The sequence below is a fragment of the Shewanella sp. genome (assembly GCF_048265805.1).
Classification (GTDB): Bacteria; Pseudomonadota; Gammaproteobacteria; order Enterobacterales; family Shewanellaceae; genus Shewanella.
In genome coordinates, this window is record NZ_JBLXAT010000002.1 from 107,189 (window position 1) to 122,732 (window position 15,544).

The following is a 15,544-nucleotide window of genomic DNA, read 5'->3' on the forward strand; positions in this document are numbered from 1 at the left end:
ATGAATGGCCTTGTTGTTCATAACTGCGGATGTTTAGAACTCCATTGAGATCCGCGTGAAGTAGTAACCACCGTTCCAATCCACCACTGAATCATCACGATAGATACGACCTTGACCGGTTTCAAACAGCCCTTTATCTGGATAGGTATCGAAGATATTGCGCGCACCGGCAGTTAACTTGATAACCTCGGTCAGCTGATAAGACACTTCAAGGTCAACCAGCACTTCATCACCAAATTTCTGTTTATCCAGCACTTCGGCATCTTCACCGTCAGAGTTTTCGTAAGAGCCGTAGTAGTTAGCACGGGCGATAACAGTGAAGTCACCGATGCTGTGATTGGCCGTAAACACTCCACGCCATTTTGGTTTAGAGTGTTCAAAGTCGAAGGCATCTTCGTTATTAAAGGCACCGGTTTTATCGTCAGTGATCTCTTGCTTGTTGTAGTTAGCCGACAAGGTAAACGAGGTATAACCCATGGCGTTATCGAAGCCATAGTTAGTCACGAAATCCATCCCAGTGGTGCGCGTATCAAACATGTTTTGGAAGTAGAACACGCCACCGATAGACTCAGCACCTGACACACCTGCGTTAGACAGCGCCAGATAGTTATCGTAACCCGAAGCACCAGGGGTGGAACTCACATCCATGGTGGAGATCGCATACATACGGTCTTTCAGATCGATGCGGTAGAAGTCCAAGGTCATACCCAAGCCGCTTTCAAAGTCAGCAGTAAAACCTAAGGTGTAGTTAGTAGACTTTTCAGGCTTAAGCGGATCAGCCCCCAAAGCACCAGCAATTGGTCCGCCAGCAGGGAATAACCCTGTTGCAACCGGCATACCACCAGTGATACGGGTTGATACGTTAGTAGTACCTTGTTGTCCCGGTGTTGGTGCACGGAAACCCGTACCGTAAGATGCACGGACACCGAATCGATCTGTTAGACGATAGTTACCCGCTATTTTACCCACCAACTCAGAGCCGAAGTCTGAATAATCTTCCCAACGGAAAGCGGTTTGCAAGAACAGTTTGTCGGTCACATCCGCGCTGAAATCCACATAGGCGGCGTAGGAGTCACGCGAGTATTTACCGCTATACATCGGTGAGTAACCCGGAAAGCCGTTAGAACCAACACCTAGCACTTGATAAACCGGATCATCTGGGTCAGCACAGTTAAGTGTTGAGCCGTTACCAATCACCCCCAAACCAGCCGCTGTGGCGCTGCCGTCAGCGTTACAGAAGCCCCATGGGTCGATGGCAGAATAAGGGCCAGCTTCATATGAAGCTTCATCACCACCTTCCAGTTCGTAGGATTCATCCATGTAGCTGGCACCAAAGGCAAACAACAGTGGGCTAGCAAAGGCGCCCACGTTGAAATCCATGGTGAAGTCTGCCTGAACTTGTTTCTCTTTGTTGATCAGTGCACCGGGGTGGAACAAGGTTGGCGTAGCATCACCCATTGATGGGTTGATGGTGTTTGCCATAGTGTATTCGATTTTGTCTGAACCATAACGGCCGCTGATGTCATAGCTCAGGCCATTGTCTAGCATACCTTGGGCACCTATGACCCCAGAGTAATCGGTAATATCGCCCGAGAACTGCGGCGTAAAGCCACCGGGGAAGATCTCCATCGCATTCCACGTTGAGCCATCTTCTAAACGGATATTCTCGATGGTGCCGTTGCCTGGATAGCGGTAGTAGAACAAACCGCTAGCTGACTTGTCGGTATAACTACCGAAAGAATACAGCTCCAGCGCATCGCTGAAGGTATATCCCGCGTTATAGAAAATAGCCGTCGAGTCGGAACTCGGCTGTCCCCAGGGTTGTACGTACTTCTTGCTCGTCATCGACGCTGATTGCCAGTGCTGCACATAATCGTCGTAGCTGCCAAACCCTTCCGCGGGATAGGTGCTCGGGTCCGTCACACAGAAATAGTCTTCACAATATTGCTGTGCTCGTACAGTCGGATCGGAGTCGGTATATTCTGCTGAGATGCTAAAGAAACCGTTTTCACCTAAGGCAAAACCTTTGTTACCGCTCAGGGTGAACGCCTCGCCATCCCCTTCGTAGAATTGCCCCCAGTCAGCGCTGAATGAGCCACCGTCGCTGTTATCTTTCAGCTGGAAGTTAATCACCCCAGCAATCGCATCAGAACCATACTGCGCCGCAGCGCCGTCACGCAGCACTTCTACGGTTTTGAGCGCTGATGAAGGGATTGTGGAAATATCTGGCCCTTGGCTGCCCGAACCGCCAATTTGTACCAATGCAGCGCGGTGACGACGTTTGCCGTTGACCAGCACCAAGGTTTTGTCAGTGTCCATGCCACGCAAAGTCGCAGGACGAATGAAGGTTGCGCCATCAGATAGCGGTTCACGCGTTACCGAAAATGATGGCACCAGTGTTTTCAAAATATCATTGGTATCGGAGAAGCTCACCGACTTCAACTCGTCGTCGGCAATAACATCCACGGGCACAGGAGAATCTTTCACTGAGCGTGCAGCACCGCGAGAACCGGTAACCACCATTTTCTCAATTTTGCCTGCTGCAGCCGCAGCCAGAGCAGACTCAAGCGCTTCATCTTCCTCTTCGGCACGCGCTTGGCCAACAAAGACGACAGAGGCATATGACAACGCAATGGCATATGGCAGCGCTTTTTTGATAGAACGACTGAGTAACTTCTCTTTGATCATACCAACCCCTTCCATTTTATTTTTTTGAAATGCTTATCACCGCCATCGCTGGCACTAACCGCAAACTGATCCCGAAAGTACGTTGCGTGAGTTGTATGGCTAAACCGTATTGCTGTGATTTGGCTAATCCAATCTGGTGCGGTTTTCATACAAAATTCATGTAACGGTAAAAAAGGGATTTCAAATAACGTGCCCAAATCGCTAACAAATAAACATTTAAGCAACATTAAGTAACAAATAGATGCTAATAAAGTGGGGGGAATAGTTGATATAGGTCAATAAACACGGGGAATTGAGTGAGCTAAGTATGAATAAATTTTATTCAGAAAATAAGCGAGTACCAAAGTAGTGAAGTGATAGCTCAACGGTACACGGACAGCAAATACCTGCTGTATTATTAAGCAAAATCGCACCAAAAACACGCGAGACGCACCATAATGAAACAACATAAAAACAACGTTGACACTGATAATTATTCGCTTAAAACAGCAAGAAATGGCGTCATCATGCAAAACAAAGGCGGTGATAATGGCAGATAATCAATTACAACTACTCAGCATTAGGCTGGATTTTCGCCATAAAAAGCCCGCAAAACGCGTAACACCGTTCAGTTAAAACCGATCGCTTGACGAACTCACTGACAAGCTCAAAATCTGATGGCGCTATGTCTAAGAAAAATGCCGTTCACTCTATGTGAACGGCATTACGCTAAATGTGGGCTTTTAAATTTAAATCGTCTGTTAACTAGCTTTTCAGATCTTGAAAGAACTTCTTCACACCATCAAACCAGCCTTCAGCTTTCGGGCTATGTTTACGTGCTTCACCACTGAGCGTGGCTTCAAATTCTTGCAACAACTCTTTCTGCTTGTCAGACAAGTTAACCGGTGTTTCCAGTACAACCTTACATAGCAAATCACCTATAGCACTGCTACGTACTGATTTCACACCTTTACCACGCAAGCGGAACATTCTACCGGTTTGGGTTTCAGCAGGGATCTTCAGATTAACTTTGCCATCCAATGTCGGCACTTCAATTTCACCGCCTAGCGCTGCTTTAGCGAATGAAATAGGGACTTCACAGTACAAATTATTACCGTCACGCACAAAGATTGGGTGCTCACGCACAGTCACCTGCACATACAAATCACCAGCTGGTGCGCCAAATTCACCCGCTTCACCTTCACCAGCTAAACGGATACGGTCACCGGTATCGACACCCGCTGGGATTTTAACGTTAAGAGTTTTACTCTTCTCTACACGACCATCGCCATGACATTTGTTACATGGGTCCTTGATGATTTTGCCGCGACCATGACAGGTTGGACAGGTTTGCTGTACCGCAAAGAAGCCCTGACGCATCTGCACTTGGCCGGCACCGTGACAAGTGCCACAAGTGGTTGCCGAGGTACCTTTTTTGGCGCCTGAGCCACTACACACATCACACGTTGCTAAGGTTGGAATACGCAATTCGCGGCTAACGCCACGCACAGCTTCTTCTAAAGACAACTCCAAGTTGTAGCGCAAGTCTGAGCCACGAGCAGCTTGACGTTGACCGCCGCCACGACGACCACCACCGAAGATATCCCCGAAGACATCGCCGAAGATGTCGCTGAAATCAGCACCACCGCCACCGAAGCCGCCACCGCCCATACCGCCTTGCTCAAAGGCTGAGTGACCGTATTGGTCATAAGCGGCTTTCTTCTGCTCATCAGTCAGAATCTCATACGCTTCTTTGACTTCTTTAAATTTGGCTTCGGCTTCTTTGTCGCCAGGGTTGCGATCCGGGTGAAATTTCATCGCCAGACGTTTGTACGCCTTCTTGATATCCCGTTCGCTAGCGTCGCGGCCGACGCCCAATACTTCGTAATAATCTCGCTTTGACATAATCTCTACGTTTTCTCAACTGGTGCAAGTACGAACGGGCGTTAGGGTTTCCCCTTAACGCCCGCCTGTAGTTAACCGGGGATAAACGCCCGATTATTTTTTGTCGTCTTTAACTTCTTCAAACTCAGCATCAACGACATCATCGGCTGCGGCATTAGCACTTTGTTGGCCTGCAGTATCTGCGCCACCTTGTGCTTGCTGAGCATTCGCTTGCGCGATTTCAGCCAGTTTTTGCGACGCTTGGATCAGCTCTTGAGTGGCAGTTTCGATGGCATCTTTATCGCTGCCACGAGTTGCTTCTTCAACTTTGCTGATTGCCGCTTCAATCTTAGCTTTTTCATCACTTGGCAATGCTTCGCCAACTTCTTCAACCTGTTTCTTAGTGGCGTGTACCAAACCATCAGCTTGGTTACGTGCAGTCACTAATTCTTCAAATTTCTTGTCGTCTTCAGCGTGTGCTTCGGCATCACGTACCATTTGTTCAACTTCTTCGTCACTTAGACCTGAAGAAGCTTTAATGGTGATCGCTTGTTTCTTACCGGTTTTCTTATCGGTAGCAGAAACGTTCAGAATACCGTCTGCGTCCAAGTCGAAGGTTACTTCAATCTGTGGCATGCCGCGTGGTGCTGGCTCAATGCCTTCCAAGTTGAATTGACCCAGAGATTTGTTGGCGCTAGCTTGCTTACGCTCACCTTGCAATACGTGAATGGTCACGGCGCTTTGGTTGTCGTCAGCAGTTGAGAACACTTGGTTCGCTTTAGTAGGAATCGTCGTGTTTTTCTCAATCAGCTTGGTCATCACGCTGCCCATGGTTTCGATACCCAGAGACAGTGGTGTTACGTCCAGCAGCAGTACGTCTTTCACGTCACCAGCCAGTACACCACCTTGGATAGCCGCACCAACAGCTACAGCTTCGTCAGGGTTCACGTCTTTACGTGGCTCTTTACCGAAGAACTCAGTCACTGCCTGTTGTACTTTAGGCATACGAGTTTGACCACCCACCAGAATCACTTCGTTGATGTCTGATACAGACAGGTCTGCGTCAGCCAAAGCAACTTTCAATGGTTCCAGTGAACGTTGGATCAAGTCTTCAACCAAAGATTCCAGTTTGGCGCGAGTGATCTTCACTACCAAGTGTTTAGGACCTGTTGCATCTGCAGTGATGTAAGGCAGGTTCACTTCAGTTTGGCTAGCGCTAGACAGTTCAATCTTGGCTTTTTCTGCCGCTTCTTTCAGACGTTGCATTGCCAGTGGGTCTTTACGCAGATCCAAGCCTTGCTCTTTCTTGAATTCATCAGCCAGATAGTTGATCACGCGGTTATCGAAGTCTTCACCACCTAAGTGAGTATCACCGTTGGTTGCCAATACTTCGAAGGTTTGGTCGCCATCAGCACTATCAATTTCAATGATAGAGATATCGAAAGTACCACCACCCAAGTCGTATACAGCTACTACGTTATCGCCTTGTTTTTTGTCGATACCGTAAGCCAGTGCTGCTGCAGTTGGTTCGTTGATGATACGTTTAACTTCTAAACCAGCAATACGACCAGCGTCTTTGGTAGCTTGACGTTGTGAATCGTTGAAGTATGCAGGAACTGTGATGACTGCTTCGGTGACTTTCTCACCTAAGTAATCTTCTGCAGTTTTCTTCATTTTCTTCAACACTTCAGCAGATACTTGCGGCGGTGCCATTTTTTTACCGCGGCTTTCTACCCATGCATCGCCATTGTCAGCTTTAACGATGCTGAATGGCATGATGTCTACGTCACGTTGAACTTCATCATCAGTGAAGCGACGACCGATCAGACGTTTAATTGCAAAGAAGGTGTTTTGTGGGTTGGTTACAGCCTGACGTTTTGCAGGCTGACCTACCAAGGTTTCATCTTCTGTAAATGCAATGATAGAAGGAGTTGTGCGATCGCCCTCAGCATTCTCCAGCACTTTGGGTTTGCCACCGTCCAGTACGGCCACACAAGAGTTGGTTGTGCCCAAGTCGATACCAATAATTCTGCCCATGAGGTCCTCCGAAAATTCTTCGCACTTAAATTTATTATCTGTTAGTGGATATAGGGGCGAATAAGCTGTTTTCAAGCACTATTGTTTGCCGCCTGTATCGCGTCTTAACCCCTTTATGGGGGCGCAATTTGGCATTACAAGGGAGAAAATAAAAAAATTGCACTTTATCGGTACTTTTTTGATCTTTTTCGACAAAGCGCCGCTAAAATAGGCTAAATCACTAGCGTAAACGCCACGAATGCCGTGATGTTGTCGCATTTCATACATGAGTAGCATCTTTTGAAAACATCTTCTTGGGCACTCGCTTACGGCTTAGGTGCGGTATTACTTTGGTCAACGGTGGCCACCGCCTTCAAAATTGCGCTGAGCTTTTTTAGTCCGCTACAACTGGTATGGGTGGCTACCATTGCCTCCGCCGTGGTGTTGCTGATGATATTGGCGCTACAAGGTAAGCTGCCATTAATTGCCAAACAGTTTCGGCAAACACCACTGCTCTATCTGCAAACTGGTATGCTCAACCCGTTTCTTTATTATCTAGTGTTATTCAAAGCCTATGACCTGCTGCCAGCACAGCAAGCGTTATCACTCAACTACACCTGGGCGATTCTACTGCCACTATTGGCCGTGCCGATGCTGAAACAAAAGCTACGGCGCAGTGATCTACTCGCGGCGCTACTGGCCTATTCCGGCGTAGTCATTATTGCCACCGGCGGTAATGTCGCTGGTCTGCACTTTGATAATCCCTTAGGCATTGCGCTTGGGCTAACCAGTACCCTACTTTGGTGTTTATATTGGATTATCAACACCCGCGATAAAGGCGATCCAGTGGTGAGTTTGCTATTGAGCTTTCTGGTGGCATTGCCGTTGATTACGCTTACATTAGTGTTAACCCAACCACTGCCACAGTTAACTGTTAAAGCGGTACTAGCTGGGGCTTATGTGGGCTTGTTTGAAATGGGCTTTACTTTTGTGTTGTGGTTGATGGCACTCAAAACCGCCGAACGTACCGCGACGGTGAGCAATCTAGTGTTTTTATCACCGGTAATGTCGATGTGCTTTATTGCCGCCATTTTAGGTGAGACGATTGAGCGCGCGACCATTTACGGCCTTAGCTGTATTTTGCTCGCCTTACTACTGCAACAACTTGTGCCATATATGGACAAACGCCTACTGCGGCGCGCGTTATAGAGGAGATGGACGTTTGACTCCAGCAATTGATTTAGCCACCAAAAAGAAAGTGGCCTTTACTGTTCACGAATATCATCACGATAAAAATGCGCCCTCTTATGGTGAGGAAGCGGCCAGCGCACTGGGGTTAAATCCTAATCAAGTATTTAAAACCTTGCTGGTCAGCGGCGATGAAAAATCTAATCCGCTCGCAGTCGCTTTAGTACCGGTGAATTATCATTTGAGCTTAAAAGCTGTTGCTAAAGCGCTAAAGCAGAAAAAACTGGTGATGGCGAATCCGCAATTAGCGCAAAAATCCTCTGGTTATCTGGTGGGCGGCATTAGCCCACTGGGACAAAAAAAACAGCTGCCCACCATTATTGATAGCAGTGCGCAGGCGTTCGATAACATCTATGTTAGTGCTGGACGCCGTGGTTTAGAGATCTGTTTAAATGCCGCTGATTTAGCAGCGCTGTGTCGTGGCAGTTTTGCAGAGATAAAAACCGACGATTAGGTGACCCGCCTATAGAGAGCAAAAAGCGCGCTAGCATCAACTGTCAGCGCGCTTTTTGTATTCATGACCACCGTCATACAATTAGCTTCTGACGGTGTAGTCCCCCACTGCCAACCATTTATACGTGGTTAACGCATCTAAGCCCATTGGACCACGAGCGTGCAGTTTTTGCGTGCTTACCGCCACTTCAGCGCCTAAGCCAAACTGACCGCCATCAGTAAAGCGGGTACTGGCATTGAGATAAACCGCAGCCGAATTGACTTCATTCATAAAATGAGTCGCTGCGGTAATATCATCCGTTAAAATGGCTTCGGAGTGACCACTAGAGAACTGGCGAATATGGCCGATGGCTTGGTCGATATCGCTCACGACTTTGATGCCGATGGTTAGATTGAGCCACTCGGTGCCAAACGCTTCATCATCTGCAACCGCCACAGCAAAACCATTAAGTAAGCCACGAGTGATCTCACAACCGACTAATTTTACGCCTTGCTCTATCAGTGCGTTGGCGAGGAGCGGCAAATATTGAGCCGCCACTTTTTCATGCACCAACACCGTATCTAAGGCATTACATACTGTCGGCCGCTGCACCTTGGCGTTAATAATGACATCGGTCGAACGCGCTAGATCCGCCGCTTGGTCGACATACAGATGACAGATACCAATGCCACCCAAAATCACCGGAATCGTCGCCTGTTCGGCACACAAGCGCTGCAGCTTATCTCCTCCGCGTGGCACTATCATATCGACATATTGATCTAGCTTCAGCAGCCCAGTCACCAAAGTACGCTCGGGGTTATCAATCAGCTGTACCGCATCTTCTGGCAGTCCACAACTGGCGACGGCAGCGCGAATCACTTTCGCGAGCACTCGATTGGAGTTGAGGGTTTCTTTACCGCCACGCAGGATCACCGCATTACCAGTTTTTAATGCCAGCACAGCAATATCGACGGTAACATTAGGCCGCGCTTCATAAATCACCCCGATTACCCCCAGCGGCACGCTACGGCGGCACAAACGAATGCCGTTATCTAATAGGCGCGAGTCAAACTCACGGCCGATAGGATCGGCTAATGCGATCACATTATCGATATCAGCAATCACACCAGCCAAGCGCGACTTATCCAACAATAAGCGGTCGATCATCGCTTGATTCAGCCCAGCAGCTTTAGCCGCAGCAACGTCCTGTTCATTGGCCGCTACAATCTCATCGGCAGCAGCTGTTAGCTGCGCAGCAATGGTGCTCAGCAACGTCGACTTTTGCGGAGTCGACAAGTTAGCCAACGCAAAACTCGCCTGTTTGGCTTGTTGGCCTAAAGTTTGTAAATACTGTTCATTCATAACACCACCATGTCGTTACGATGTACCACTGCATCACCATAGTCATAACCTAAAATCGCTTCAATCTCGCTGGAATGTTTACCAGCGATCATGCGTAGCGCTTTGGCGCTGTAACGGCAGATGCCCTTGGCAAAACGATGCCCTTGTTGGTCGTGTAGGTCAACCGTCATGCCGCGATCGAAACTGCCTTCAACGGCCACAATCCCTTTAGAAAGTAAGCTACGGCCCTTCTCCGATACGGCGCGCACCGCACCATCATCTAATACAATTTTGCCTTTGGCTTTCGGGCCAGCAAGAATCCATTGTTTGCGGCTTTCGAGCGGATTTTCAATGGCGCTGAAATGTGTGCCGACGCTCTCATGTGCCATCAGTTTTAAAATCACATCGGGCTGATGGCCGGAAGCGATCATCACTTCAATACCAGCACGGCGAGCAATATCAGCGGCTTCCAACTTGGTTGCCATGCCGCCAGTGCCCAAACCCGACACCGAACCACCAGCAATTTCGCGCAGGTGATCATCAATTCCCGTCACTTCAGCAATGAGCTTAGCATCAGGATTGTTGCGAGGGTCGGCATCGTACAACCCTTTTTGGTCAGTCAGTAACAACAAGGCATCGGCATCACATAGCAAGGCAATGCGGGCTGATAAATTATCGTTATCCCCCACTTTGATTTCGCTAGTCGCAACCGCGTCGTTTTCATTGATGATTGGGATAATATTTTGCGCTAACAAGGCATGTAACGTATCGCGCGCATTGAGGTAACGCTTACGATCTTGCAGATCTGCACGGGTTAGCAACAGTTGCCCCACATGCAAACCATAGATACTAAACAGTTGCGACCACGCTAATATCAGTTGGCTTTGCCCTACCGCAGCTAACAACTGCTTATTGGGCATAGTGTCAGGCAATTGCGGATACAGCAGGTGCTCGCGCCCTGCCGCAATAGCACCAGAGGTACACAGCACCACTTCAATCCCATCACGCATCAGTGCCGCCATCTGGCGCGACAATTCCACCATATGCGCTTTATCTAATTTTTTACTGCCCGAGGTAAGCACGCTAGTACCAAGTTTTACCACGACCCGGCGATAACGGGTTTTGCTGGATATATCCATTTACATCAACACAACGCTGAAAATGACACAGGAAGTCTTCTCTTATACCGAATAGCGCCAACTTTGCCTAGCAACGATTAGTCACTAATCAAAGATTTCTGCTTATCTATCAAAAATCCTCCATAAAAAAAGGCCATCACTTAGGATGACCTTTTTAAACTGCGCTTTTGTTACATAAACAATATTTTACCTAAGAACAGCAACGCGATAACGATAATACCGATATTCAAATCTTTGAAACGACCACACAACAACTTAATGATGGCATAAGAGATGAAGCCAAGTGCAATACCGTTAGCAATAGAGTAAGTAAAAGGCATCACCAAGGCAGCAATCACCATAGGTGCGGTTTCGGTTAAATCATCCCACTCAACATGCAATAGGCTCGACATCATCAAAATAGCAACATAAAACAGCGTACCAGCCGTCGCGTATGGTTGCACCAAGTCTGTCAATGGCGAGATAAACAGTGCGGCAAGGAACAGTAAGCCCACCACAACAGCAGTCAAACCTGTACGGCCACCAGCACTCACACCCGCAGTACTTTCAATGTAACTGGTCGTGGTTGAGGTACCCAGTGCTGCCCCCGCCATCGTCGCGATAGAGTCAGCGGTTAACGCTCGTTTAAGACGAGGTAAACGACCGTCTTCCTCCAACAACCCAGCGCGGTGCGCAACAGCGACTAAGGTACCAGAGGTGTCAAACAGGTCGACAAACAGGAAAGCAAATACAACGGAGATCATGCTGATATTCAGCACACCGCTTAAATCCATCGCCATAAAGGTTGGCGCTAACGATGGAGGAGCCGAAACGATACCGTTGTATTCCACCCCACCAAAGAGCACGCCCAATAGCGTAATGGTCAAAATGCTCATGATAACCGCAGCTTTATAGCCACGTTGTACAAAAGCAACGATTAGAAAGAAACCCAGTGCTGACATGGCCACTGGGAACGCTTGCAGATCGCCCATTCCCACCAACGTCGCAGAGTTATCGACCACTATCCCAGCGTTTCGCAAACCAATCAGCGCGAGGAACAAGCCGATCCCCGCGGCAATGCCCATACGCAGCGACATAGGAATGGAGTTTACTATCCACTCACGAATACGTACTAACGACAAAATCAGGAAGCAACAGCCTGAGAGGAATACCGCACCCAGTGCCGTTTCCCAGCTATATCCCATGTCCCCCACGACACTGAAGGTGAAGAAGGCATTCAAGCCCATCCCAGGCGCCAACGCGATTGGATAGTTGGCTAGCAGCCCCATCACAAAACAGCCCACCGCCGCGGCAATACAGGTAGCAGCAAATACTGCCCCTTTGTCCATACCAGCTTTAGCCAGAATATCTGGGTTAACGAAAATGATATATGCCATGGTCAGAAAGGTGGTGAAACCAGCCAACACTTCCTGCTTGAGGGTCGTTTGATGCTCAGAGAGCTTAAACAGTTTTTCCAACATGGAACGAGGTTCCTTGATATAAGTTTAATGTAGGGTTCTATATGTAACAGTTAGTTAACACAGCTATTTTGCAGCGGCAAATTATAAATGCCCTTGTCCGCCAGATTCCAGCAATATCACCATACTGCCGGACACGGATCACGCAATTAACGCTGAGTGAGCGCTAACTAATTGATAAATTACTGACAAAAAAAAACCTGCTCAATGAGCAGGTGAAGAGATGTAACAAAACGCCCATTACATGGGGTTTAATAACCATTTGCACAAACAGATTCTGATGGGTTGGTGTCCATCGAAAACCTTTAAGCAACCACTTAAGAAGCAGTTACAGGTGAAAGCTGCGATCCGGAGTGAAATCAACAACCAACATCAAGTAGAGATAGCAGGCAACTGGCGCTGGAATTTCATTGCACATAGCACCGACCAAAGTAACCATGTGTTGGGGAGAAATTCCGACAGTACGTCGAGGTTGGGGATTCTCATCAGTACCATCAAACTCCAGTAACGGCTGACAACATCTCATGTCTTGCGTCACCATTGGTGCTAATAATACATCAATGAAATATTATTACAATATCGATCGCTATTTTTTTTAAAATACATGAATTAATGAAAGTTAATTACATGTAAACTTCAGTCTCAGGTGTTACATTAAGTTCTTATATACATTTAAATCAATAAGTTATGATGATTTACATGTTAATTTAATAACGATATTTCGTGTAGGTTTTAGATCATTGTCTATCGTAAAACCAATAACATAGCCCATCGTTTAGTAAATCCAGTTCCAATAGAAAAAGGCATGAAAGCCAAGACTCTCATGCCTTTTATGCAGCAACTCAACATTGGTTACTGCGCCGCGCTAACACTCGGGCTAGAAATATAACCCAATATTGATGTTTAAGCGGGAGTGCCAACCATTGTCACCATCATCAATACCGATGCCAGGGCCATTGGCAAACCACATGTTCTTACCAGCAATCCAGTCAACATAGGTATAGAACTTACCCGCTGTGAGCATACAACCGGTGACGTTTTGGATAGAGTCATCCAATCCTTCACCTGATGCTGCCGTCATCGAGTAATCGTTATAGCAGTTGATGTTTGAGATTGGGCCCCATTCAACATCCATACTGTGCGACACGTTAGCTGTGTACACATCCGCCTTGGCAGCAATTTCAAATGGGTAAGAAAACGCTGACATTGCCATGCGGTCATCAGGCATGTCGTAATCATAGTGAATGTATTGCAGTTGGCCTTGCCAATTATTCCAGTCAACTTGGTAATGAACTGCGGCTGCATAGCCATCAGTATCTTTGCCGTCAGCGGCATTATCACCCTCGATATAATCGAACTCGCTAAACTGGAATGAAGCCCCTAATTTATGCTTTACGTCGCCGGTTTCAATAAACCGTTCGATACGGGCATTATATTGCCCCGCCTCTTCATAAGGGCGCGCATCGGAATAGGCCACATCAAATGAGTAGCGGTCATAGCGGCTGCTATCACCGTATTCGTCATTAGCAAAATAGGCGATATCGTAGCGCCAACCATTGGCTTCATGTTGTAGGTGGATCCCTGCATCATAGTCATCTTCGAAGCCGAGATAGTAAGTTGAGCCAAACCAGAAGGAGTGTGATGCCACATCCAGCAAACCAAACGGCACTAAGGTAATGCCCAGTTTTACGGTGGTTTCGTCTGAAAATTTATAACCAGCCCAAGCGTGATGGATCACTTCTTGATCTTTGTACCAACGGTACTGTGCTGAGGCTAGCAGCTTGTCATCTTTATAGTTTACATCGACACGAAACAGCTCAAATTCAAACTTATCGTTGTCATCATAATCCTTCCAACCGTAGTTCAACCGCACCGCACCACCTATATCGAGTTTGTCAGTTACAGGTACAGCCAAAGATGAAAATGAACACATAAGTGAAAGAGATACGATACCAACACGGGTACTAAGCTTCATTGTTTACTCCCCTAGCCTGATAAGTCACAAAACTATAAATATTATGAATAGAAATGAGATATTTTCCTTGTTATTGAAAAATAAAAGTGGTGTTTCCACCGCTCAGAAAGATGCGTCTTAGTCTTGAGTGTGTTTAATGCAGACATTCAAGCTACAAATACAGCGACTCAGCTTGCCGCAAGATGTCGAGTTATCTTAAAGAAATAGCAACGTCGCAGATGCAGCTGCATCAGACGCGCTGCGGCATTTCAAGCACACCTTCCCTAGTCCATATCCAGCGTAATGCCGTCCATTGAACCCGATGAACCAGCATTGCCGCTCTCCAATTTTATCATCAAACGCAAATCATTTGGAGAATCAGCATGATGCAATGCATCGGCGTAGCTAATTTCGCCGTCCTTATAAAGCTGGAACAGCGCTTGGTCAAAGGTGCGCATGCCCTGCTCGGTGGATTTCGCCATCACCTCTTTGAGCTGATGTAATTCATGCCGTTGGATAACACTGGCAACGCGCGGAGTATTGATCAGAATTTCAATCGCCGCACGCCGACCATTACCGTCCGCCTTAGGCACCAACTGTTGCGCCACAATGCCACGTAGGTTGAGCGACAAGTCAAACAGCAACTGCGCGTGTTTACTTTCTGGTACTAAGTGCATGATGCGGTCAAGCGCTTGGTTAGCGTTGTTGGCGTGCAATGTTGCCAAACATAGGTGACCCGTTTCAGCAAATGACAGAGCAAACTCCATCGTTTCTTGGCTACGGATTTCACCGATGAGGATCACGTCCGGCGCTTGCCGCAATGAGCTTTTCAGTGCCGCATCAAATGAATCCGTATCAATCCCAACTTCCCGCTGGGTGATGATGCATTTGTTGTGCTGATGGACAAATTCCACTGGATCTTCAATGGTAAGAATGTGTCCTTTGGTATTGGCATTGCGATAGCCAATCATCGCCGCCAACGAGGTCGATTTACCGGTACCAGTAGCCCCCACCATGATCACTAGCCCGCGCTTGGACATCACTAAGTCTTTCAGCACTGGCGGTAAACTGAGATCTTCCATGGTCGGGATTTTGGTTTCGATACGACGTAACACACAGCCCGCCGCCTCACGTTGCCAAAAGGCACTCACACGAAAACGCCCCAGCCCTTTGGAGCCAATCGCAAAGTTGCACTCTTTGGTTTCATGAAACTCCTGCTTGTTCGCAGGCGACATCAGTGATTCAACAAATTCTAATGCCTGCGCTGGCGTAAAAGGGTTTTCTGCCAACGGACGTAAAGAGCCATCTACTTTCGCGCTAGGCGGAAACCCAGCGGTGATGAATAGATCTGACGCCTTACGTTCAACCATCGCCTCTAAAAAAGGTCTGACGTCCATCAAATGAC

General features: G+C 47.6%; 10 protein-coding genes. 2 read left to right on the forward strand and 8 right to left on the reverse strand.

Annotated elements, in window-relative coordinates:
• Positions 1–33: 33 nt before the first annotated feature.
• The 3 genes from ACN0TT_RS01770 to dnaK form a co-directional block, all read right to left on the reverse strand.
• A complete protein-coding gene (locus ACN0TT_RS01770) occupies positions 34–2,688 on the reverse strand; it encodes a TonB-dependent receptor plug domain-containing protein (protein WP_417760421.1) in 2,655 nt (884 codons plus the stop codon).
• Between the two features lie 744 nt (positions 2,689–3,432).
• A complete protein-coding gene (gene dnaJ, locus ACN0TT_RS01775; RefSeq protein WP_417760422.1) occupies positions 3,433–4,572 on the reverse strand; it encodes a molecular chaperone DnaJ in 1,140 nt (379 codons plus the stop codon).
• Between the two features lie 93 nt (positions 4,573–4,665).
• Positions 4,666–6,588, reverse strand: coding sequence for a molecular chaperone DnaK (gene dnaK, locus ACN0TT_RS01780; RefSeq protein WP_417760423.1), 1,923 nt, complete (start codon positions 6,586–6,588; stop codon positions 4,666–4,668).
• A gap of 279 nt (positions 6,589–6,867) precedes the next feature.
• On the opposite strand from dnaK, the gene ACN0TT_RS01785 reads away from it, so the two are divergent.
• Together ACN0TT_RS01785 and ybaK are read left to right on the forward strand one after the other, a co-directional pair.
• Positions 6,868–7,776, forward strand: a complete 909-nt coding sequence (locus ACN0TT_RS01785; protein WP_417760424.1) for a DMT family transporter — start codon at positions 6,868–6,870, stop codon at positions 7,774–7,776.
• Between the two features lie 13 nt (positions 7,777–7,789).
• Entirely contained in the window at positions 7,790–8,269 is a 480-nt protein-coding gene (ybaK, locus tag ACN0TT_RS01790; protein ID WP_417760425.1) for a Cys-tRNA(Pro) deacylase, read from the forward strand.
• A gap of 81 nt (positions 8,270–8,350) precedes the next feature.
• Here ybaK and ACN0TT_RS01795 read toward each other — a convergent pair whose 3' ends face one another.
• The 5 genes from ACN0TT_RS01795 to ACN0TT_RS01815 form a co-directional block, all read right to left on the reverse strand.
• A complete protein-coding gene (locus tag ACN0TT_RS01795; RefSeq protein WP_417760426.1) occupies positions 8,351–9,610 on the reverse strand; it encodes a glutamate-5-semialdehyde dehydrogenase in 1,260 nt (419 codons plus the stop codon).
• Positions 9,607–10,728 (reverse strand): glutamate 5-kinase, encoded by a 1,122-nt coding sequence (gene proB, locus ACN0TT_RS01800; RefSeq protein WP_417760427.1) that lies wholly within the window; start codon positions 10,726–10,728, stop codon positions 9,607–9,609. The genes ACN0TT_RS01795 and proB overlap by 4 nt, the downstream gene beginning before the upstream one ends.
• Positions 10,729–10,898: 170 nt before the next feature.
• The gene (locus tag ACN0TT_RS01805) at positions 10,899–12,188 is read right to left on the reverse strand and encodes an NCS2 family permease (protein ID WP_417760428.1); all 1,290 of its coding nucleotides are present in this window, start codon (positions 12,186–12,188) and stop codon (positions 10,899–10,901) included.
• Positions 12,189–13,062: 874 nt separating this feature from the next.
• Positions 13,063–14,160 carry a hypothetical protein gene (locus ACN0TT_RS01810; RefSeq protein ID WP_417760429.1) on the reverse strand — a complete coding sequence of 366 codons (1,098 nt, stop codon included), beginning with the start codon at positions 14,158–14,160 and terminating at the stop codon, positions 13,063–13,065.
• A 263-nt stretch (positions 14,161–14,423) separates the two neighbouring features.
• A complete protein-coding gene (locus ACN0TT_RS01815) occupies positions 14,424–15,536 on the reverse strand; it encodes a PilT/PilU family type 4a pilus ATPase (protein WP_417760430.1) in 1,113 nt (370 codons plus the stop codon).
• Between the last annotated feature and the right edge of the window lie 8 nt (positions 15,537–15,544).

Bases quoted from the DNA above. Each gene is read 5' to 3' on its own strand.
- dnaK (WP_417760423.1), bottom strand. From the start codon at position 6,588: ATGGGCAGAATTATTGGTATCGACTTGGGCACAACCAACTCTTGTGTG.
- proB (WP_417760427.1), bottom strand. From the start codon at position 10,728: ATGGATATATCCAGCAAAACCCGTTATCGCCGGGTCGTGGTAAAACTT.
- ACN0TT_RS01795 (WP_417760426.1), bottom strand. From the start codon at position 9,610: ATGAATGAACAGTATTTACAAACTTTAGGCCAACAAGCCAAACAGGCG.
- ACN0TT_RS01805 (WP_417760428.1), bottom strand. From the start codon at position 12,188: ATGTTGGAAAAACTGTTTAAGCTCTCTGAGCATCAAACGACCCTCAAG.
- dnaJ (WP_417760422.1), bottom strand. From the start codon at position 4,572: ATGTCAAAGCGAGATTATTACGAAGTATTGGGCGTCGGCCGCGACGCT.
- ACN0TT_RS01815 (WP_417760430.1), bottom strand. From the start codon at position 15,536: ATGGACGTCAGACCTTTTTTAGAGGCGATGGTTGAACGTAAGGCGTCA.
- ACN0TT_RS01770 (WP_417760421.1), bottom strand. From the start codon at position 2,688: ATGATCAAAGAGAAGTTACTCAGTCGTTCTATCAAAAAAGCGCTGCCA.
- ACN0TT_RS01810 (WP_417760429.1), bottom strand. From the start codon at position 14,160: ATGAAGCTTAGTACCCGTGTTGGTATCGTATCTCTTTCACTTATGTGT.